The organism is Virgibacillus ainsalahensis (assembly GCF_055380755.1).
This window is the reverse complement of the sequence record NZ_AP043943.1, coordinates 127,486-147,791: the sequence shown is the minus strand read 5'-3', so window position 1 is coordinate 147,791 and position 20,306 is coordinate 127,486. Positions and strand designations below refer to the sequence as shown.

Here is a 20,306-nt window from a genome sequence, read left to right as displayed (position 1 = left end):
GATGACGTCTGAGAATGTACGTGAGTATCGACCTTTTCTTGTGGAACACCGCCAATATCACCCGCATGAAAACGGATATCACCTTTTTCTCATGCAACATCGCCTGCTCAATAACGTGCATCACCCTTTTCCTAACGCAACATCACCCGCAAAATAGGCTGCATCACCTTCTTCTCGCCAAACATCAACCGAATCTCCATAAACTTCACCCGCATCTTACAAAACATCGCCCGGAACCTTGCTCCCCGTCCTGTCTACACAGCTTCACCCGAATGTACGTGAATATCGCCCTTTTCTCATGCAACATCGCCTGCTCAAAAACGAACATCACCTTCTTCCCACGCAACATCACCCGCAAAATAGACTGCTTCACCTTCTTCTTGCAAAACATCGACCAAATCTCCATAATCATCACCCGCATCTTACAAAACATCGCCCGGAACCTAGCTCCCCGTCCTATCTACACAGCTCCCTCCACCCGAATGTACGTGAACATCGCCCTTTTCTCATGCAACATCGCCTGCACAATAACGAGCATCACCTTCTTCCCACGCAACATCACCCGCAAAATAGACTGCATCACCTGCTTCTTGCCGAACATCGACCGTATCTCCATAATCATCACCCGCTTCTTACAAAACATCGCCCGTGCCCTGCCTCCCCGTCCTATCTACACAACTTCACCCGAATGTACGTGAGTATCGACCTTTTCTCATGCAACATCACCTGCACAAAAACGAACATCACCTTTTTCCTATACAACATCACCCTCAAAATAGACTGCTTCACCTTCTTCTCGCAAAACATCAACCGAACTTCCATAATCATCACCCGCATCTTACAAAACATCGCCCGGACCCCAGCTCCCCTTCCTATCTACACAACTTCACCCGAATGTACGTGAACATCGCCCTTTTCTCATCCAACATCGCCTGCACAATAACGAGCATCACCCTTTTCCTACGTAACACCACCCGCAAAATAGGCTGCATCACCTTCTTCTTGCCAAACATCAACCGAATCTCCATAAACTTCACCCACATCTTACAAAATATCGCCCGGACCCTAGCTCCCCGTCCTATCTACACAGCTTCACCCGAATGTACGTGAACATCGCCCGCATGACGAATTGCCTCGCGCTCAAGGCCCCGAAGCCCCGCATCCCCCCACAAAACGCAAAGAAAGCCGGATGGCACTTCTCAGGCCATCCGGCTTTCTATCACTTTCCACGATCTCGTTCCATTTTCCTTAATAATTTTCTCAATCGATCAACAACTGGCCGCTTTCCGCCCATGACCACACCTGCGAGCTCTGCGAATATATGCAAAAGGGCCAGGACAAAGAGTGTTACAACAAGTATGGTGCTTGTACTTGCGTAAGAAAAGAGAATAGCCATGAGTCCGAATAATGCACTGAAGGCATAAATCACCAGCACCGTTTTCCTGTGACTGTATCCGCCTGCGAGCAATTGATAGTGCAGGTGTTTTTTATCCGCGTTCATAATGTTTTCTTTATGATAGGCTCTGCGGAACATGGCCTGCAGTGTATCAAAGATCGGCACAGCTAATATGATGATTGGGATAATAAAGCTGAACAGTGCCACTTCTTTGAACAGCCCGAGTATCGAAACGACTGCGATCATATAGCCAAGAAAATTTGATCCGGTATCACCCATGTATATCTTTGCCGGGTAAAAGTTATGCGGCAGGAACCCGAGATTGGCACCAATCAGTACAATACATAAAAACGCCACCGTAACTTGTGTGTCAATCAGGGACATGATAAATAGGCTGATAAGCGCAATTGTCGATACGCCTGTTGCCAACCCGTCCAATCCGTCGATAAGGTTGATTGCATTGGTAATGCCGACAACCCACAGAACAGTTATCATTACACTGAAAAAACCAAGATCGACCATACCGATAAATGGTAAGGTCACCCGTTCAATGATCAAGCCCGCCGAGATCAGAAAAGATGCTGCAATCAGCTGTCCGCTAAGCTTGATGACAGGTCTGATACTGAAGCGATCATCAAGGGCACCCGTAATAAGAATAATCAATGCACCAAGGAAAATCTCAAGGAGATAATCATGATGTGGCTGCAGGTAAAGGGCACCTATTAAAGCACCAAGAAAAATAGCGACCCCACCCATTCTTGGTTTTACGACGGTATGAATTTTCCTGTAGTTTGGCAGATCCACGACCCCTATCTTAACCGCCAGTTTTTTCACAGGATATGTTAATAAAAAAGTTGCGATTAGTGAGATGGCAAATGCGATCAGTAAATCGACATAGTTAAACATAATATTCTCCTACCATTCATGATGACTTTCACAAAACACGGTACCTCACCTCTATGCTGATGGGGTTAATACCGGCAACCAGGATTAATTTCCAGTAAATGTCCGATGTAATCAGTGGAATTCGATGGCCGCCAAAAGTCGACAGCTATCTCCGTATCACTTTCGGCCTCGCGTGCCACACCGAATCCCCACTGATTGGCGTTTCACATTATCTGCCTTTGATTATATCGAATTCGAATAGCTTTGTGCAAACTTAATCATATTCGACAAAACCGGGGATCAGGAACCTGTTCTCCCTCCCCCTGAAAATAAATGCGCAACACATCGAGATTTTGTGGTAAAATATGGAATAGTTTGGTTAAAGGCCTTCGTTCTACCGTGAGGATTTCTGACAATGAATTTCTTATTTTTATACAGGGGGTAATGTTTATGGCTGCCTATCTTTTTGCAGCAGCTGCGGTTTTAGCAGTTATTCCAATTTTAGTTGTTTTTAAAGTTAATCTTCAGAAAATCAAGGAGGATCCCAGCAAGAAAGAAGCCGTACAAACAAGATTTTTCATTGGTGTCGCGCTCAGTGAGACCATTCCAATTATCCTAATCATGCTTGCTTTCATCCAAATGAATCCCGTCACAAGTATTAGTGAGTTGTACATACCGGGATTGATTGTCATCTTTATGATGGCCTATGGTCTTTTCTTTATTAATTTGCAAAAGAGGATCGATGTCCCGTCAGAGGCAAAACAATATGTGCAGACATTTGCGGCGATTGCTATGGCCCTTTGCAATTCCATTCCCATCATCGCACTTGTTGGTTTATTTACAATGATGCCATAGTTTCCACAATCACCGAATGCTTCTCCTCAGCAGGGGAAGCATTTTCTTATACCCAAATGATGACAGACATGCCCCAAATAGCTTATAATATGACCTTAAGGAAAGGCGTGATCGTTATGAAAAATCAAATTACGATTGAGAAGGTTTGCATGCTTGCAGGAAAAATCATGCTGGAAAGTGGTGCAGAGACGCATCGGGTGGAGGATACGATGAACCGGATTGCTGCAGCCTCTGGATTGGCAGACGCTCAAAGTCACGCCACACCTACCGGGATCAATTTTTCCAGTGGAGCAGCAGAGGTTACCAATTTCATGCGTATTACCAGCCGCTCCACAGATCTGCATAAAATCGCGGAAGTGAACAGCGTTTCCCGTCAAATCACAGCCAAAGTGATTCATTTAAAAAAGGCATATAATAAGCTGCGTGTGATTGATAATGCACGACTAACATTCCCTGCCTGGGCACAGATTATCGCAGCAGCAATGGTCAGCGGAAGTTTTTCCTATATGTTTGGTGGGACATGGCCGGATATCCTTCCTGGCTTACTTGCCGGTGGGGCCGGTTATGCGGGAATGCTCGCCTTTGACAGCTTTTTACAAATCCGTTTCCTTGCTGAATTTTTCGGTGCCATTATCCTCGGATTGTTTGCGGTACTGTTTATCCAAATCAATTTTGGTAACAGTCTCGACTATGTTATTATCGGTGCCGTCATGCCGCTGGTGCCCGGGTTACATATTACCAATGCAATCAGAGATCTGTTGGCAGGACATTTGCTTGCCGGTGTCTCCAAAGGCGTTGAAGCTACACTAACCGCATTTGCGATTGGTGCAGGTGTAGCGGTAGTGCTTGGGTTTTTCTAGGCCGTTAAGAAACCAGCATGGCTCGCCTTGAGCGAGCCACCATCTATCATGAAAATGTATAAAACTCTCTACTGCATAAGTGCGGGCTTATGAGCTTTCGCCTAACCTATAGCGAGTGCCAAGTTTTCTAAACGAAGGTAATCGTTCAGCTGAAATTGAAGAAGTGGAGGGATACCTATGATTATCGCACATGTCATAACCAGTTTCATCGCCGCCGCGGGGTTCGGCGTTCTATTCAATGCGCCGAAACGAGCACTGCTGCCATGCGGAATTGTTGGTATGAGCGGATGGTTGTTGTACTATACACTTGTTCAGCAGGGTATGGATGTTGTTCCTGCAACCATTTTCGGTGCCATGCTTGTTGCAATCCTGACTCAGCTTTGTGCAAAATACTTAAAAATGCCGATCATCATTTTCCATGTGTCTGGCATTATTCCGCTTGTGCCCGGTGGTGTTGCATATAACGCGATGCGCAGTTTTGTGGAAAATGATTACCTCACAGGTATTCAGTTAGCTGCACAGGTGATGCTGTTAGCCGGTGGAATTGCGATCGGACTCATGTTTTCCGAGGTTGTCAATCAAATTATTCGAAAATTCCCGCTGAAAAAATCATAAAACTCCATTTTCTGAATCCTCATTATTTGCTTTAATTATTTATCAGCTATACAATTAACAATTATCGGTACATAATCGAGGGGGATTTTATGAATAATCAAGAAAAACCGAAAGTAGTCATGGTGATCTTTGGAGCGACAGGGGATCTTGCAAAACGAAAATTATTCCCTTCCATATATAGGCTTTATCAAAATGGCAAGATCAGTGAAGATTTTGCTGTGATTGGACTTGCACGAAGACCTTGGACAAATGAAACACTCCGTGAAAATGTTCAAATATCCATTGAGGATGCAACGTCCACCAATAAGAATCTGGACGAGTTTACGTCACACTTTTACTATCAGTCTTTTGATGTTACCGATCCCGATTCCTATAACGGCTTAAATGATTTATTAAATGAACTGGAAGGGACCTATAACACAGAAGGAAACCGGGTTTTCTACCTGGCGATGGCACCAGAGTATTTCGGAAGCATTGCAAATAATCTGATGGAATATGGGCTGAAGGATTCTTCCGGCTGGTCACGGCTTGTCATCGAGAAACCATTCGGCCATGATCTGCCGTCAGCGAAGGAATTAAATAATCAGATCCGCGCTGCATTTCATGAGGATCAGATTTACAGGATTGACCATTACCTTGGAAAAGAGATGGTGCAGAATATCGAGGTCATCCGTTTTGCCAATGGAATTTTCGAACACCTTTGGAACAACCGTTTTATCTCGAATATACAAATTACATCGAGTGAATCACTTGGTGTGGAAGACCGCGCGCGTTATTATGATCATTCAGGCGCTGCAAGGGATATGGTTCAGAACCACATCATGCAAATGGTGGCCTTACTAGCAATGGAACCGCCAATTAAATTGACGACCGACGATATCCGTTCGGAAAAAATAAAAGTACTTCGCGCAATGCGGACAAATGACGATGCCAATGTAGAAGAAAACTTCGTCCGCGGGCAATACGGACCTGGTGTAATCCGCCGCAGAAATGTGCGTGGTTACAGGGAAGAAGCAGACGAACTGATGGCTTCAGAGACTGAGACTTTTGTCGCCGGAAAAATCATGATCGACAACTACCGCTGGGCAGGGGTTCCATTCTATATCCGCACAGGAAAACGACTGGCCGAAAAAGCGACACATATCGTCGTCGAATTTAAGGACATTCCAATGAATCTATACAATGAGGAGCAAAATAAAAATCCAAACCTCCTTGTCATCCGTATTCAGCCGAATGAAGGGATTACCCTCTTCCTAAATGCGAAAAAATCCGGTCACGGTTCTGCCGCCCATCCGATTCAGCTTTCATATAATAATGATCGGGTCAATGGAATCAATACACCAGAGGCCTATGAAAAATTGCTGTATGACTGCATGGTGGGTGACGCAACAAACTTTACGCACTGGGATGAGGTTGCTAATTCCTGGGCGTTTATCGATTCCATTCTGGATGTATGGTCCAAGCATCAGCCAGATTTTCCAAATTATAATTCAGGTTCCATGGGGCCAGAAGCAGCAGACAAGCTTCTTGAAAGAGATGGCTTCCACTGGTGGCCGATTACAGATGTTATTGATGACTAAAACGATAAAAAACGAAGGCTTTAAAGGAGCCTTCGTTTTTTATCGTGTTTTTACTTGGTTGGGGCGGGAGCTTCACTGAATCTTGTAGAATTTCGACTTCAGGCATGCGAGCATCGCCCAAATCTTGTGTAACATCGCCCTCACGTATGCGAGCATCAACCGTATCTTGCTGAACATCGCCCTCAGGCAAGTGGGTATCGCCCGAATCTTACGGAACATCGCCTTCACGCACGTCAGCATCGCACGTATCTTAAGGAACATCACCTTCAAGCTTGTGTGCATCAACCGTATCTTGCTGAACATCGCCTTCACGCACATAAACATCGACCGAATCTCGCGGAACTTCGCCTCAGGCAGTAAGTATCACCGAAGTTCACGGAACATCGCCCCCACGCATGTGAGCATCGCTCGAATCTTGCTGGACATCGCCTTCACGCACATGAGCATCAACCGAATCTCGCGGAACTTCGCCTCAGACAGTAAGTATCAACCGAATTTCACGGAACATCGCCCCCACGCTCATGAGCATCGCTCGAATCTTACGGAACATCGCTCGAATCTTACGGAACATCACCTCCGCGCATGTGAACATCAACCGTATCTCACGGAACATCGCCTTCATGCACGTCAGCATCGCTCGAATCTCGCATAACATCGGCCCACGCACATCAACATCACCCGAATCCCGCAAATCATCACCCCCACGCACATCAGCATCACCCGAATCCCGCAAATCATCACCTTCACGCACGTCAGCATCGCCCACCCACGCCCAGCAGCCTCCCTAGCTAATTCCAGTGAGTGGAAATATTTTTCCAATTGGCCTTTGTTAATGAAAAGCCATCTGGTAAAACCATTTTCCAACAGCCGAAGGAATCTCCTACTGGCTGAAAACGAGCGGCAGCATCATTGAATGAGTGAGGTCAGCTGCGATTCGAGCGATACCAATGCTACATGCGACACGCAATCTCGTGCTCGATTTGTACAACTCCCGCCGCTCGATTCAGTTGCCATGTTGGTTCCTATCTATCATAAAAACTCCCCGCAAACATGCGAGGAGCCTTCACTTAATTTATGCTTTTTTCTTTTTCCGTTTCTTTCGTCCTGTGATTCGCTTCGTTAAACCATCAAATAGTGAGTATACAACAGGGACGAAGAATAATGTAAATAGACTGGATACACCAAGCCCGAATATGATGGTTACAGCTAATGGCTGCTGCAGTTCTGCACCTTCACCAATGCCGATTCCAAGCGGTAACATTGCCAGAATCGTTGTTAATGTTGTCATCATAATTGGACGCAGCCTGCTGCCTCCTGCTTCGACAATGGCTTCGAATCTGTCCATTCCATTTCGCCTGAGTATGTTGATATAATCTACAAGCACAATCGAGTTGTTCACCACTATCCCTGCGAGCATGATGAGCCCGATAAATGCTACGATGCTCAATGGTATTCCTGTAACAAAGAATCCTAACATTACCCCAATCACTGTTGTCGGCAATGCGAACATAATAATGAATGGGAACAGGAAGTTTTCAAATTGGACGGCCATTACGGCATATACAAGAAATATCGAGAAAACGAGCGCGATTGCTAAATCTGTAAATGAATCGCTCATATCCTGTGCCTGACCTCCCATTGTATAACTGTACCCTTCTGGCATGCTCATACCATCAAGCGCACTTTCCACATCGGCAACGACACTACCTAGATCCCGCTCGGCAATCTCACTGGATATATTCATTTGCGGTTCCTGGTTTTGCCTCTGCAGGGCTACCGGACCACTTCTCTCCCCAAATTCGGATACTTCAGCAAGCGGAATCGCTCCACCTGTAGGGGATTGGATTTTCATATCCTGCAGATCACTTATCGTGCTTCGCTGATCCTCAGGATAAATCAGGCTTACATCCAACTCTTCCCCTGCTTCCCGGTATTGGGTGACAACCTGGCCGGTGAATTGCATTTGAATCTGGCCTAAAATTTGTTGCTGCGTTAATCCATACATTGCCGCTTTCTCGTCATTTACGGTGATATGCATCTGTGGCACAGCATCATCGGCACCTGTTGAAGGATTATACACCCCATCAACGTTTGAAATGGTTTGAACCACCTGATCGGACAATTCACGTAATACCTCATGTTCTGGTCCATTCAGCTGAATCTGAATTGGATCCCCCATATCCATTGTCTCCATCGAGCTGACGATGATATCTGCACCCGGGATACCTTTCAATCCTTCATCCACTTCCTGGACAAATTCATTTGTTGTTACATCCCTCTCTCCTGCAGGAATGAGTTGCAAGGTATAAGTAGCTGTACTTCCACCACCGCCACCCATCATCGCTCCACCGCCGACAACGACATAATTGGTTTCAATCGTATCCTCAAAGTCCTGTAGTCTTTCATTAACCTGTTCGACGATTGTTTCCGTATGTTCCAGGGTACTGCCCGGTTCCGTTTCAACCGTGATCTGCATTTGCCCCTGATCCGAGGACGGAATTAATTCCGCTCCAATTGACGGAATTAATGCAAGACTTCCGACTAATGCAACAATCGTTACAGCGACACTTGTTTTCCGGTGGCCAAGTACCCATTTCAGTCCACCTTTATATTTATTGGTAAGCCAGCCAAGGAATCGGTCAAACCAATAACGGCGACCACTTTCTTCCATTGCTTTGGATAATAGTTTGGATGAAAGCATCGGAACGAGCGTTACCGCTACAATCAGTGATGCAATCAATGAAAAGGATACTGCCAATGCTAATGGTGTAAATAAATCGGAAGCGATCCCTTCCACATAGATAATCGGCAAAAATACGACCAATGTTGTGGTGGTTGATGCGATTACAGCCGGTGCCAGTTCGGAAGCACCTTTTGTCGCCGATTCAAATAGACTATAACCGCGTTTTCGATAGGTGTAGATATGTTCCAGAATCACAATCGAACTATCGACCATCATCCCTATTCCTAATGCAAGCCCACCTAATGTTAAGACATTCAGTGTCTGGCCAGTGAAATACAATAAGCCAAATGTCGAGATAATCGCGATTGGAATCGAGATCCCGATAACCAGTGTTGCCCTGACACTTTTTAGAAATAGTAGCAAGATAAAGATGGAAATGATTCCACCGATAATAATATTTTGCACAACCGAATCGACGGACATCTGAATAAATTCGGATGTATCAATAATGACATCAAGATTCACATCGTCGGCCAGTTCTCCATTAATTTCATTCATACCATCCTGAATGGCTGTCGCAACATTGACGGTGTTGGCATCTGTCTGTTTCATGATGGATAAAACAAGTGCCGACTCTCCATTTACGAGTGTCGATGCCGTCGATTCTTTATGTGTATCATTCACTTCAGCAACATCTTCCACATGGATAGTTGCTCCACTTTCAGTTTGAACAATCGTTTGTTCAATATCTTCAATGGCTTCAAATTCGCCTGTCAGCCTGATTTGCAGGTCTTTATCCCCTTTTTCGACGTTACCGACCGATGCGGATTGATTCGACCCACTTAAGGCTTCACTGATAGACTGGGCACTCACGCCATGCTGCTGCAGTTTTGCCTGATCCAGAACGATCTGAATTTCCCGTTGTTTGGATCCTTCAACGGTAACTGAGGCAACACCTTCCTGCCGTTCAAAATATGGTACGATTTGATCATCGGCAACTTCTGTTAATTCTGTTGCATCTTTACCTGTCAGGCCTACCCACATGACCGGCATCTGATCCGGGCTAAAACGCAGGATACTCGGGTCACCTGCCTGGTCTGGCAGAAGGCCTTTTACCTGATCGACACTCTCCCTTACATCAAGCAATGCCTGGTCGAGGTCCACCCCGTTCTTAAACATCATCACCACAAGTGACGATCCAGCCTCGGATTGTGATTGAATCGTATCAATCCCTTCGATGGAACTGACAGCAGATTCAATCGGCTGACTGATTAAATTTTCCACGTCCTCCGGTGCCGCTTCCTGATATGATGTTGCTACAACTGCGACAGGCAAATCAATTTTTGGAAAAAGATCGATGGTTAAACTGCGGACAGATACAATACCTAACGCAAGAATAGCAAGCACGATCATAATGACGCCAACGGGACGTTTGACGGATGTATTTACAAGTTTCAACGTTTACTCCCCTTCCACTACTTCTACAGTGTCACCATCACCAAGCGTTAACTGACCGTTTACTACGATTTCATCTCCCGCTTGAACTTCTCCTTCAATCGCCGTTTGCTCTGACTGCGTTTCCTGGATGGTTACAGTTGTTTGGACAGCACTGTCTTCGTTTACGACATAGACAAACGCTTCGTCATCCTCTTCTACTACTGCTTCTGTAGGTACGATGATTGTATCCTCCACGGTCGATTCCGGAACAGTCACTTCTGCCACCAGCCCTGGTATAATTTCTCTGTCTTCATTATCAACCGTTGCCTCAATCGGATATAGGGTCGTATCATCCGGCATTGTGCCAACAGAAGTGACTTCGGCTTCATATTCATTTCCATCGATAAGGACATTCAGGGTATCTTCTACTGAAAAAAGATCACGCACATCGGCTGTTGCGGTAAGCTGTAATTTCACGGTGTCCAAATCTGCGACAACAGCGATTGGTTCTTCCGTTGTTGCCATTTCACCTTCTGCTGCCTGTAGATTTGTAATTTCTCCATCCTTTGGAGCCCGAATATTCTGTGTTCCCGCCTGTGTTGAGACAGTGGCAATCAGATCATCCTCTTCCACCATATCGCCATTTGCGACTTCCAATGTGTCGATTTCACCCGGCGCCTGCAGCATCACCGGTGTTGTTCGGTTTGGAGCAGTACGTCCATATACGGATTTTTCAACCACAAGATCTCCCTCCGAGGCTTCTGCTGTTTCCACTGGTGTTACACTTTCTTCTTCCGTCTCGTTTGCATCCGGTTCTTCCTCTTCTGTACATGCAGCAAGCAATCCAATCATTAAAATTGCTGCAATGCTAACCATTAATTTCTTCATTTCATTTCTCCTCTCCATATATACCTGTTAATCCAATAATTCCACGTTTAAAAGATCTGCCAGCTGACTCGACGCTTCCTGCAGTTCAGGAATCCGGCTGAAATGTGCAAGCAACCCCTGAAGAACGACAGGCTGTTTTTCCTCTTTCTCCGCTTCCCTTTCCATCGCCTTGATCACTTCCTGAAGCTGACGCCTTTTGGATGGATCGATGGCTAATGTTTCGACTTTTCGTTCCACCTCCAAAAGTACATCCTGCAGTCTCTCGTCTATTGACTCATCTGCCTGAAATAAGGCTGGTATATGATCCATTCTGGTCAGTGGTTCTTCTTTTCGCTCAAGCATTCCATTAATAATGTCATCCATTCTTCGTAAGACAAAACTTCCCAATCTCTCTCTTTCAACCGGGACGTCATAGATGACAATCCAGTTGAGATAGCTGTGCAGGATACCTTCCAATTGAATAATCGCATCAGCTAATACATCATTTGCTTTCTCCTTGTAAATGTTCTCTATATTTTCTCGCATCCATTGGAACATACCTGTTTTCACCTGATTTATCAGTTTATCGGCATTCTCCCCAATCGAGATATTTTCCCGTAGCACCAAAGTAATCACATCTTTATACTGATAAACAATATTGCTTAGCACATTGATTTGTATTTCCAGTTTTTTTCTGGGCGGATGCTTCTCCATTTGTACGTTGTTAAAACCGCTTGTGATCTGATCGAAGAAATATTGGAAGACTGTTGTAATAAATTCCTCTTTCGAATGAAAATAAATGTAAAAAGTGCCTTTGGATACGCCCGCCTCATTCGCAATTTCCTGTATGGAGGTAGCATGATAACCCTTAATGGCAACGATCTTCATTCCGGTCTCAAGTATTTTCCTTTTTTTATCATTCATTATGTACACCTAGTTCCTTATACGTGGTTCATACGATTTAGGTTTCAATTTTCTAATGACTTATGACTAACCAGTCAGTCATCTATTCACATCATTGGTTCAGCCTTTCTCATTATACAGGTCATACCAAGCATATGACAAGTAGACTGTCCAGGTAAAATTGGCTTTATGGATATGGCATTAAGGAGAAAACGGGAACCCGATTTCTCCTTAATCTAATTCGAACATTCTCCCCAAACTTAAAGAAATAATGACCTGGCTTGTCCGCTTGTACTGCATATCCAGCGATGTTGCGGTTGCGTTTACATAAATCCCGCTACCATCTCGAAATCCTATGTATCCCCTCTGATCACGCTGTTCTATAAATGCAATATGATGAAAGCCCACCCACACACAGTCTTTATTCCTTATGGATGCTGTTGGCATCATATATATTAACCCATCCGTACTAATTGGGAGTGGCAATTTAATTATAGATTTCAGTATGTTCTTCACAGCCTTTCTACGCCCCTCCACATCTGAACCATAATGCAGGCAACTGTGTGCCAGAATTTGTTCAGGTCTGTGCATCGAATAACATTCCTTTCCCACCTCTAAAATCAGTGAACGATGATAGCCATCATCATTAAAAATGATTGCTTTTGTTTTTCTGTTAATCAAGTATATCGCTCTCACTTCCCCCATCCCTTCCCTCTCCCTTACTTAGTACAAGAATATATTACTATATTTTTACAATGGATAGGTAATATTTCACATTTTTAGTAAAATTTTGTTTTTCTGTGTCAATAAAAAGTAACCAGTATCGCTTTCTGGGGGGCACGTTTTAGCTCGGGTTCTTTGGGTAACATATAGGTAGGAGGGATTCATAATGGCTGAAAAAGATATAGATAAACAGCTAAATGACAAAAATCATTCGGAAAAAGGTTCCCAGCTGCAGTCCAATGACATGGAAAAAGCAAAAGGCAATGAAGAGGAAGAGAAGCGTGATAAATAATTGGTCAAAACCACTCAAGCTGAGGGTGGTTTTTCTTTTTTTCCTTTGATAAAATAATAAAGAAAGTAGCTGGAGGGGATTAATGATGGACATTGCTGCAACGTCGGTTGTTATGGCTAATCAACAGGTCCGTTCTGATGCAGGCCTTGCTGTTATGCGGAATGTAATGGATACCTTCGAACAACAAGGTGTGCAATTAATGGAAATGCTGGAACAGCCAAGCCAGCCCGCATCACACCCATCACTCGGGAGTAAAATTGATCTACATATTTAAAGACGAAAGCAGAACGTCCGTTTTAAGGGTCGTTCTGCTTTTATTCGCAGTTAAGAAAGATAGATGACTCTCTTACTGCGTATGGTTTTTCCTTATTGATTACCCTGGCCGCCATTTAATTCATCATCTGGTTGATTTTGACCGTTATCGCCATTACCCATATTACCTTCGTCTTCACCATTGTTGTTACCATTTTCACCGTTCATGCCACCATTGTCTCCATTCATGTTGCCATCTTCTTCATTCATTGGAGCATCATCTTCCGGTGCTAATGGCGCTTCATCTTCTACTGGGTCCTGGTTGTCATCTGTTCCACATGCTGCGACCAATGACAATGCCAAAATCGGCGCACCAAATTTAATTAACATTTTCCTTTTCATGATAAGTTTCCTCCTTTGTATTTCGCTTTTCGCCATTAGCTTAACCAGTTTCAAAGAAGTGATACTTATTTTTTTGCAGATAGGAAAAGTTAATATTTTTTAGTGCGTTAATAAAGAATTTTTTTGACGCAAAAACGATAAAGTGCGAAGGTTAATGAGCAATAAACGATACGAGAAGAGACGAAAGAAATTCGCCTTTCATTCGATTTCTATTTTATCGCAAAGGTAATCTCTGCTTCACAAGCCACTTCACCATCCACGGTTGCAACACCTTTCCCTTTACCGATTGGACCTTTCATTCGCATAATTTCGACGTCCAGCTCCAACTGGTCGCCTGGCCGAACCTGACGTTTGAAACGGCATTTATCCACACCCGCCAAAAAGCCGAGCTTTCCTTTGTTTTCTTCAATGCCAAGTACCGCAATCGCACCAACTTGGGCAAGTGCCTCAAGAATCAGCACACCTGGCATTACCGCATATTCAGGAAAATGGCCTTGAAAAAATGGCTCATTTGCCGTTACATTTTTTATCCCTGCCACATGTTTACCTTCTTCCATCTCGGTTACTTTATCCACGAGTAGAAATGGATAGCGGTGCGGGATTGTTTCCTTGATCTGTTCAATGTCCATCATGTTATCTCTCCTATTCCCATTTTTATATCTTTTCATTATAGCAAAGAAATGATCGGAGAACAGCCATAACCTGTGCATCTGCCCGGAAGTCTTGATAACAGCTCACTCTCCCTCGAAAACGAAGGCTTTACCATCAAGCTTTTAGATGATGTGGATAAGAAAGTTTTGCATCTTCTTTTTTAACTAAAGGAATCCAAAATTAATTGCAGCATATTTTAAATAAAGGGTTGCAATCTTGTTAAGGTGAATTTTTATAAACACATTAAAATGTGGCAAAATGAAAGGAAGGAGGCGATTATATGAAAAAAGTGGATGCACAGGCTGCGAAGGTATTGGAAGATATATTCCAAGATAAAGATCAGTCCTTTGAATTAAACGGGCGAAGGTATAAAATTGTGGCTATTGATAATGAAGATGACTTTGAAACAAGTGTAGCTGAAGATGTTGAAAGAGACCCAGAGTTAAAACGAAAATTGTTACAGGCTAAAAAGGATATAAAAGAAGGGAATTATTTTACTTCGGAAGAAATGCGAGAAATGATAATGAGCAGTCAAGTATAATATGAAGTTTATTTGGTTGGAAAACACAAAAGAATCATTTGAAAGTATAAAAAGTCAACATTTTTCTTAAAGTGAAACCATTGAGTACAAATTGAATTTGTTAGAGCGTATTGAAGATAAAATTCTAACACTTGACACAAGTACAAGAGCAGATAAACCTGAATGGAAAGAAAGTCATAAAGCTCTCGTAGATAAATTTATTATCTATTACTCCTTTTCCGATGATAAACAAACGTGTTTTATAGAATATTTTAAGCACCTAGTCAGCATTATTAAGCTATCCTTTAGTTCCAAAGGATAGTATTTTTTGCGTTACTATAACACGTTGTTTTGAGCGATTAATAGCTGAGTCAAGTAAGTTTGGTTCTTTTACACCCAATTGTTCATCAGGGGAGTATAGACGGATTTGTACTGTATTTATAGCAATCACTTGGTTCGTTGTGAGATAGATGACGTCATCCATTATCTGTTCACTAACCCTTTACATTAAGATGGAACCTTTGAAGTTAGAGTAAAATGTTTATGGGAGAACATATACCTCGTTTTTGGTGTTGAAGTCGTAAGACTTCAACACCAAAAATGAGGCCAGCAAGCGGAGCGCGATAGTAGTTGAAAAGCATTTTGAATGAAAAAAAGGACCTTCTTTTATATAGTTAAGTCTTCGACAACAACAACTATAGAAAGAGGTCCTCAAATGAAAGATATCATATCTACGCTAACAATGAAAGAATTAGAACAAATTACATACCGTGCTTTACAGGAAAGTTTTTCTCAGCTGATGGCAAAAACCCTTAAGGAATTAGATGAGGCGATTGCTTTAGGAAGAGATAAGCAAAGATTTTATTTAAAGGATAAAAGAACATTAAAGTTCGAATCTGTTTTTGGTCAGGTGGAACTGAAAAGAAATTACTATAAGGATAAAAAAACTGGAAAGTACGTCTATTTACTGGACCAATATTTGGCTTTTGATGGTACGAAGGGTATGAGTCCAGTGGTGCAGGATTTAGCTATTGAACTAGCTGTGACAGGTGTTTCCTATCGACAGGCTGGTAAAGCCATGGAGAAGCTTTTGGGCTACCCTGTAATCAGTCATGAAGGTATACGCCAACAGCTTTTGAATACGGAGGTAGTTCCGGAAGAATCAGTACCACTTGAAAATGATGTTGTATTTGTGGAGGTTGACGGGCTTTACACAAAAAGTCAGGAGAAAAACAAAAAAGGTAGGGAAATCAAGATTGCCAGTGTGCACCAGGGCTGGGAAATGAATGGCAAGCGAGCAAAGCTAGTTGAAAAGCGCCATTTCATTCATGAAGGGAAACTCCCGTTTTGGGAGGAATTTGAACAGTATTTAATGACGACTTTCGAGTATGATCCAACCAAGCACCATCTCGTTATTAACGGTGATGGAGCGAAGTGGATTACAGCCTGCCGGGATTATTTCCAGCACAACGCAACTTTTGTCATTGATCGTTTTCATGTTGCCCGGGATGTGCAGCGTTTATTTCGGGATCATTCCAGGTATCGTTCCATCCGAAAGAAGCTAGCAAAATATGACTGGGAAGGTTTCATGGTGGAGTTAAATAGCGCTGTGGGGACGCTTGATAATGAAAAGAAAGAAGAGCGATTGGAAGCGTTAATAGCGCAGCTTTCCCAATATCCGGAAGCACTGGGAGATTACCGTGAAAAATTAAAAGGAAAAGGCATAGACACAACAGGATTCCGTCCAATGGGAAGTGCAGAAGGTACAATGAGTTTTTTCGCTAGACGGCTTAAAAATGGGCGTAGTTGGAGTAATAAAGGACTTGATAAATTCATTGATATCATGGTCGCTTTGAAAGATAAACTGGAGATTAAGACGCTACATGGAATACTTGATCAGACGCAGGAATTAACACAGGAAAACAAAGAAGAAAAGCCACCTAAACACTTTGTAGAGAAGCTGAAGGATAGCGCTGCAGAAGCAACTCGGAACAACTTGGGTTATTTAAAACAGGCTCTTGGAAAACCAGTTACAGCTGCTTTAAAAGGGTTGCGAGGAATTTAAAAAAGTAAAAAAGTGTTAACGGACGGAGAGATATAAAACTGAAATCGCTACCAAAATTGGAGCTAAAACCATATAAAATAAGGGACTTTAAAAATCTCCCACAAATACTTGACTCGATCACCTTTGAATCAACTGATGATTATTAAACGGTTTTGGTTTATAATTATGATAATAAAAGTTAGGAGGTAGTTGAATGAGTACAAAAGAAGAAGTTATAAAAATTATTAAAGACCTACCTAATGATGTAACTTTAGAGGATATTATTAAGGAACTTTCTGTTAAAGAGAAGATTGAAAAAGGGTTGAACCAACTTAATGATGGAGAATATTATTCTCATGATGAAGTGAAGGAAAAATTTGCTAAATGGCTGAAATAAGATGGTCAAAATTAGCCGTTAGTGATTTTGAGGATATCATTTCTTATATCTCTAATAACATCATGACTATAGATTATGGTTATGATGTTATTTTGTTATATATGTGAAAGAATATACTTAAACGAATGGTGCTTTATTTAATAAGAAAATTAATCAGGATCTCTTCATAGAGAGGTCCTTTAAAATAAATAACGGTACTTTCTCTAAAATGACAGCCAAATTGACATCAATTTTTACGCATCAATTGACACCAGTTTTTCAATGTACAATATCTATAGTCATATTATAAAGAACTGAAATATTCGGATGTCAAAATAGATAATTTAAACGTTAAACATTGATTTAACAACGAAAATGACGTATGAAATTCATACGTCATTTAATCAATTTGCACCTTAAAACGAAACCCTTCACCTTATTGGAAAATGCTTTTTCTTACGTACCCTGTATGACAATATCTACCACATGCTCCCAGGTTTCTTTATTCAGTATCTCGATTGGATTGCCATCACCAATAACTCCAAAACCAATCATTAGCCCAATAATCAGAGCACCTGCAGCGAGCAAAAGGACAACAATAATACGAAGCCAAATTGGAAATACACGGCGCCTTTGCTTCGCCTTGGTCCTTTTTTCTTCCTTTTGTTTCTCTTTTTGCTGCTTACGTGATTGACTCTCAGCTGTAGCTTGTTCATTTTTTTCGGACTTTTGCTTGGCTGACTGTTTATATGCTTTTCTTGACTGTTCTTTAGATTGGCTGTTTGGCATATCCTCTTTCTCCTTAACTCTTAGAAAACTTGACTTTTGTACGTTTTTGACAAAAGTCTTAGTTGCACTTATGCAGTAAGATCGTTTTCAAACGATTCTTAACTGCGTAGAAAACTTGACTTTTGTAATGTTTTTGACAAAAGTCTTCGCCTGAACTTATGCAGTAAGACCGTTTTTAAACGATTCTTAACTGCGTAGAAAACTTTTATCATACATTTCAACAAAAACCGCTGAAATTTCATCTTTTCCTATCGAAACACACGAATCTCTTATCTATTCGCATTCTATCATAAATGAATCGTTGTTTCACCTGTATTGCGTTTAGCTTCTGAGCTGATTAACCAATCCCATCATCTGATCACCCATTGAAATTGTCCGTGAATTGAATTGATAGGAACGCTGGGCCATCATGAGATCAGCCATTTGCTGGCCAATGTCCACATTTGAATGTTCCAATGCACCGCTATGTAATATATTTCCATTCGGCATTTGCGCCTGAATAATATCATCCGCATTGTAGCCAAGTTCAAACAGATCTGGCAGTCGGAAGGAATTTTCACCAGCAGCTTCAAGTAATCGCGGACGGACCGCCTCAACCACAGCTAGTGTTCCGGCAACTTCTGTCTGATTTTCCCGTTCCACAACAATTTGGCCATTTTTTAAAATATCGATGGAATTAAAACCTTCCGGGATGACGATTGGACCATTTTGACCCATCACCGGGCTCCCGTCCCCTGTCGTGAGCATGACATCCTGATTATTATTGACAGGATTCAAGTAAAAAGCGCCATCTCTTGTATAACGCGTTTCCTGGATGCCATTTTCCGTCACCTGTATTTGAAAAAAATGGTTTCCTTCCAGCAAAGCCGTATCAAGTACACGTCCTGTTTCTGAAATTGCTCCGGTTGTCATATTCAGATTTGTTGATGCCAAACGAGCACCGGATCCGATACGGACACCATCTGGAGTCAGGCGTCCCTGTGCATTTTCAGGGGCTGTCATGTTGTCAATTTGCTGATACAACAATGACGAAAATTCCGACTGTCGACTTTTATAGCCTGTCGTTTGACTGTTTGCCAGGTTATTGCTGACGGAATCCATTTTATTTTGCAGCTGGTTCATCGTGGCTGCTGCCTGTATCATCATCCTTGACATTTGGGGGTTGCCTCCTCATGTTTCATTCTAGCAAGGCGCTCTATTATACGGCGCTGCCTCTATGATGGATTTCGCTTTCTTTATCCTATACGCCCGATTTCACTGACCGCTTTCCCCATACTTTCATCATATGCACGAAGAACACGCTGATTCATCTCAAAACTGCGATAGGTTTCCATCATCTGAGTCATAGATTTTAGAGTATCAACATTTGATTGCTCGAGAGCTCCCTGTTGAATGGAGAAGGTTGTCCCGTCAGGCAATGCACCGGCTTCCCCGGCAAATAATCCATTTCCCTCTTTTGCCAGTGCATTTGCGTCGGCTGCATAAGCAATGCCAAGTGGAATCATTTGTCCCTCTGTCTGAAGGAAACCGTCTTCGTTAACAGTAAAATCCATACCGTTCGTCTGAATGGGATTACCAGCTTGATCCAGCACATAGTATCCATGTGCTGTGGTTAAAAAGCCCTGCCCATCCACCGTAAAATTTCCATTCCTTGTATAACGTGCTTCTCCGGCATCATTTTGTATGGTGAAAAACAAGCTGCCCGCCTCATCCTGCAGGTCACCGTTCACAAGCGCAATGTCTGTTGGCATACCGGTTTCACGGATATCTCCCTGCATATGATTGGGTGTAGTTTCCTGGACATAAACGCCCGTGTTTAATGTACCGATTGGCTGTTGGAAAGGAAGATTGCCACCACGAGCGGATGGATTTTTTGTCGTTCCCATCTGTTGGATAAGCATCTCAGGAAAAGCACGCAATGATGTCTGATCCGCTTTATACCCAGGTGTATTTGCATTTGCAATGTTATTGGATAAAGCTTCCTGATGACGCTGCTGGGAAATCATGCCACTGGCAGCAGTATAGAAACCTCTTAACAAGAAGATTCCCTCCTTTTTAAGCATCTTATATTGCAACATTTAAGTTTGAGTATGGAATGGTTTTATACCTGATATTAATCTCGTATTCGAAGACTTGGCTTTTCACCAAAACCCCGTGCAAAGGCCAAAACCCGCAC

General features: G+C 42.7%; 26 protein-coding genes. 9 read left to right on the top strand and 17 right to left on the bottom strand.

Features of this window, described 5'->3' with window-relative positions; genetic code table 11:
* Positions 1-205 precede the first annotated feature (205 nt).
* The 5 genes from ACZ427_RS00735 to ACZ427_RS00715 form a co-directional block, all read right to left on the bottom strand.
* Complete coding sequence (locus tag ACZ427_RS00735; protein ID WP_461179453.1) at positions 206-433, bottom strand: hypothetical protein; 228 nt, start codon at positions 431-433, stop codon at positions 206-208.
* Positions 434-460: 27 nt separating this feature from the next.
* Positions 461-643 (bottom strand): hypothetical protein, encoded by a 183-nt coding sequence (locus ACZ427_RS00730; RefSeq protein ID WP_461179452.1) that lies wholly within the window; start codon positions 641-643, stop codon positions 461-463.
* Positions 644-666: 23 nt separating this feature from the next.
* Positions 667-849 (bottom strand): hypothetical protein, encoded by a 183-nt coding sequence (locus ACZ427_RS00725; protein ID WP_461179451.1) that lies wholly within the window; start codon positions 847-849, stop codon positions 667-669.
* A gap of 23 nt (positions 850-872) precedes the next feature.
* Entirely contained in the window at positions 873-1,028 is a 156-nt protein-coding gene (locus ACZ427_RS00720; protein WP_464883493.1) for a hypothetical protein, read from the bottom strand.
* Positions 1,029-1,219: 191 nt separating this feature from the next.
* Entirely contained in the window at positions 1,220-2,302 is a 1,083-nt protein-coding gene (locus ACZ427_RS00715; protein ID WP_461179449.1) for a glycosyltransferase family 4 protein, read from the bottom strand.
* A 429-nt stretch (positions 2,303-2,731) separates the two neighbouring features.
* Between ACZ427_RS00715 and ACZ427_RS00710 the strand changes: the two genes are divergently transcribed.
* The 4 genes from ACZ427_RS00710 to zwf all read left to right on the top strand — a co-directional run bounded on the left by ACZ427_RS00710 (position 2,732) and on the right by zwf (position 6,191).
* Positions 2,732-3,136 (top strand): hypothetical protein, encoded by a 405-nt coding sequence (locus tag ACZ427_RS00710; protein WP_461179448.1) that lies wholly within the window; start codon positions 2,732-2,734, stop codon positions 3,134-3,136.
* Between the two features lie 116 nt (positions 3,137-3,252).
* Positions 3,253-3,996, top strand: coding sequence for a threonine/serine exporter family protein (locus ACZ427_RS00705; protein WP_461179447.1), 744 nt, complete (start codon positions 3,253-3,255; stop codon positions 3,994-3,996).
* A 177-nt stretch (positions 3,997-4,173) separates the two neighbouring features.
* Complete coding sequence (locus ACZ427_RS00700) at positions 4,174-4,611, top strand: threonine/serine exporter family protein (protein ID WP_461179446.1); 438 nt, start codon at positions 4,174-4,176, stop codon at positions 4,609-4,611.
* An 89-nt stretch (positions 4,612-4,700) separates the two neighbouring features.
* Positions 4,701-6,191 (top strand): glucose-6-phosphate dehydrogenase, encoded by a 1,491-nt coding sequence (zwf, locus tag ACZ427_RS00695; protein ID WP_461179445.1) that lies wholly within the window; start codon positions 4,701-4,703, stop codon positions 6,189-6,191.
* A 72-nt stretch (positions 6,192-6,263) separates the two neighbouring features.
* On the opposite strand, the gene ACZ427_RS00690 is transcribed toward zwf, so the two are convergent.
* The 6 genes from ACZ427_RS00690 to ACZ427_RS00665 form a co-directional block, all read right to left on the bottom strand.
* Positions 6,264-6,476 carry a hypothetical protein gene (locus tag ACZ427_RS00690; RefSeq protein WP_464883492.1) on the bottom strand — a complete coding sequence of 71 codons (213 nt, stop codon included), beginning with the start codon at positions 6,474-6,476 and terminating at the stop codon, positions 6,264-6,266.
* A gap of 187 nt (positions 6,477-6,663) precedes the next feature.
* The gene (locus ACZ427_RS00685) at positions 6,664-6,924 is read right to left on the bottom strand and encodes a hypothetical protein (RefSeq protein ID WP_461179443.1); all 261 of its coding nucleotides are present in this window, start codon (positions 6,922-6,924) and stop codon (positions 6,664-6,666) included.
* Positions 6,925-7,263: 339 nt separating this feature from the next.
* A complete protein-coding gene (locus ACZ427_RS00680; RefSeq protein WP_461179442.1) occupies positions 7,264-10,332 on the bottom strand; it encodes an efflux RND transporter permease subunit in 3,069 nt (1,022 codons plus the stop codon).
* Between the two features lie 3 nt (positions 10,333-10,335).
* Positions 10,336-11,199 carry an efflux RND transporter periplasmic adaptor subunit gene (locus ACZ427_RS00675; protein WP_461179441.1) on the bottom strand — a complete coding sequence of 288 codons (864 nt, stop codon included), beginning with the start codon at positions 11,197-11,199 and terminating at the stop codon, positions 10,336-10,338.
* A gap of 27 nt (positions 11,200-11,226) precedes the next feature.
* Positions 11,227-12,102, bottom strand: a complete 876-nt coding sequence (locus ACZ427_RS00670; RefSeq protein WP_461179440.1) for a TetR/AcrR family transcriptional regulator — start codon at positions 12,100-12,102, stop codon at positions 11,227-11,229.
* Positions 12,103-12,312: 210 nt separating this feature from the next.
* Entirely contained in the window at positions 12,313-12,786 is a 474-nt protein-coding gene (locus tag ACZ427_RS00665; protein ID WP_461179439.1) for a competence protein ComK, read from the bottom strand.
* A 184-nt stretch (positions 12,787-12,970) separates the two neighbouring features.
* Between ACZ427_RS00665 and ACZ427_RS00660 the strand changes: the two genes are divergently transcribed.
* Both ACZ427_RS00660 and ACZ427_RS00655 read left to right on the top strand, forming a co-directional pair.
* Positions 12,971-13,096 carry a hypothetical protein gene (locus ACZ427_RS00660; protein ID WP_461179438.1) on the top strand — a complete coding sequence of 42 codons (126 nt, stop codon included), beginning with the start codon at positions 12,971-12,973 and terminating at the stop codon, positions 13,094-13,096.
* Between the two features lie 82 nt (positions 13,097-13,178).
* Positions 13,179-13,370: a YjfB family protein gene (locus ACZ427_RS00655; protein ID WP_461179437.1), complete on the top strand. Its 192-nt coding sequence runs from the start codon at positions 13,179-13,181 to the stop codon at positions 13,368-13,370.
* 92 nt (positions 13,371-13,462) lie between these two features.
* Here ACZ427_RS00655 and ACZ427_RS00650 read toward each other — a convergent pair whose 3' ends face one another.
* Both ACZ427_RS00650 and fabZ read right to left on the bottom strand, forming a co-directional pair.
* Positions 13,463-13,750, bottom strand: coding sequence for a hypothetical protein (locus ACZ427_RS00650; RefSeq protein WP_461179436.1), 288 nt, complete (start codon positions 13,748-13,750; stop codon positions 13,463-13,465).
* A gap of 209 nt (positions 13,751-13,959) precedes the next feature.
* The gene (gene fabZ, locus ACZ427_RS00645) at positions 13,960-14,382 is read right to left on the bottom strand and encodes a 3-hydroxyacyl-ACP dehydratase FabZ (protein ID WP_461179435.1); all 423 of its coding nucleotides are present in this window, start codon (positions 14,380-14,382) and stop codon (positions 13,960-13,962) included.
* 299 nt (positions 14,383-14,681) lie between these two features.
* Here fabZ and ACZ427_RS00640 point away from each other — a divergent pair, with 299 nt between their 5' ends.
* Positions 14,682-14,942: a hypothetical protein gene (locus tag ACZ427_RS00640; protein ID WP_461179434.1), complete on the top strand. Its 261-nt coding sequence runs from the start codon at positions 14,682-14,684 to the stop codon at positions 14,940-14,942.
* Positions 14,943-15,219: 277 nt separating this feature from the next.
* On the opposite strand, the gene ACZ427_RS00635 is transcribed toward ACZ427_RS00640, so the two are convergent.
* Positions 15,220-15,405, bottom strand: a complete 186-nt coding sequence (locus ACZ427_RS00635) for a hypothetical protein (RefSeq protein ID WP_461179433.1) — start codon at positions 15,403-15,405, stop codon at positions 15,220-15,222.
* 231 nt (positions 15,406-15,636) lie between these two features.
* Between ACZ427_RS00635 and ACZ427_RS00630 the strand changes: the two genes are divergently transcribed.
* Complete coding sequence (locus ACZ427_RS00630) at positions 15,637-16,986, top strand: ISLre2 family transposase (protein ID WP_461180035.1); 1,350 nt, start codon at positions 15,637-15,639, stop codon at positions 16,984-16,986.
* 193 nt (positions 16,987-17,179) lie between these two features.
* The gene (locus tag ACZ427_RS00625) at positions 17,180-17,362 is read left to right on the top strand and encodes a hypothetical protein (RefSeq protein ID WP_461176816.1); all 183 of its coding nucleotides are present in this window, start codon (positions 17,180-17,182) and stop codon (positions 17,360-17,362) included.
* A gap of 435 nt (positions 17,363-17,797) precedes the next feature.
* Here the strand turns inward: ACZ427_RS00625 and ACZ427_RS00620 are convergent, their stop codons facing one another.
* The 3 genes from ACZ427_RS00620 to ACZ427_RS00610 form a co-directional block, all read right to left on the bottom strand.
* Positions 17,798-18,130 carry a DNA-directed RNA polymerase subunit beta gene (locus tag ACZ427_RS00620; RefSeq protein ID WP_461176815.1) on the bottom strand — a complete coding sequence of 111 codons (333 nt, stop codon included), beginning with the start codon at positions 18,128-18,130 and terminating at the stop codon, positions 17,798-17,800.
* A gap of 321 nt (positions 18,131-18,451) precedes the next feature.
* A complete protein-coding gene (locus ACZ427_RS00615; RefSeq protein ID WP_461176814.1) occupies positions 18,452-19,285 on the bottom strand; it encodes a flagellar hook-basal body protein in 834 nt (277 codons plus the stop codon).
* Positions 19,286-19,365: 80 nt separating this feature from the next.
* Positions 19,366-20,169 carry a flagellar hook-basal body protein gene (locus tag ACZ427_RS00610; RefSeq protein ID WP_461176813.1) on the bottom strand — a complete coding sequence of 268 codons (804 nt, stop codon included), beginning with the start codon at positions 20,167-20,169 and terminating at the stop codon, positions 19,366-19,368.
* Between the last annotated feature and the right edge of the window lie 137 nt (positions 20,170-20,306).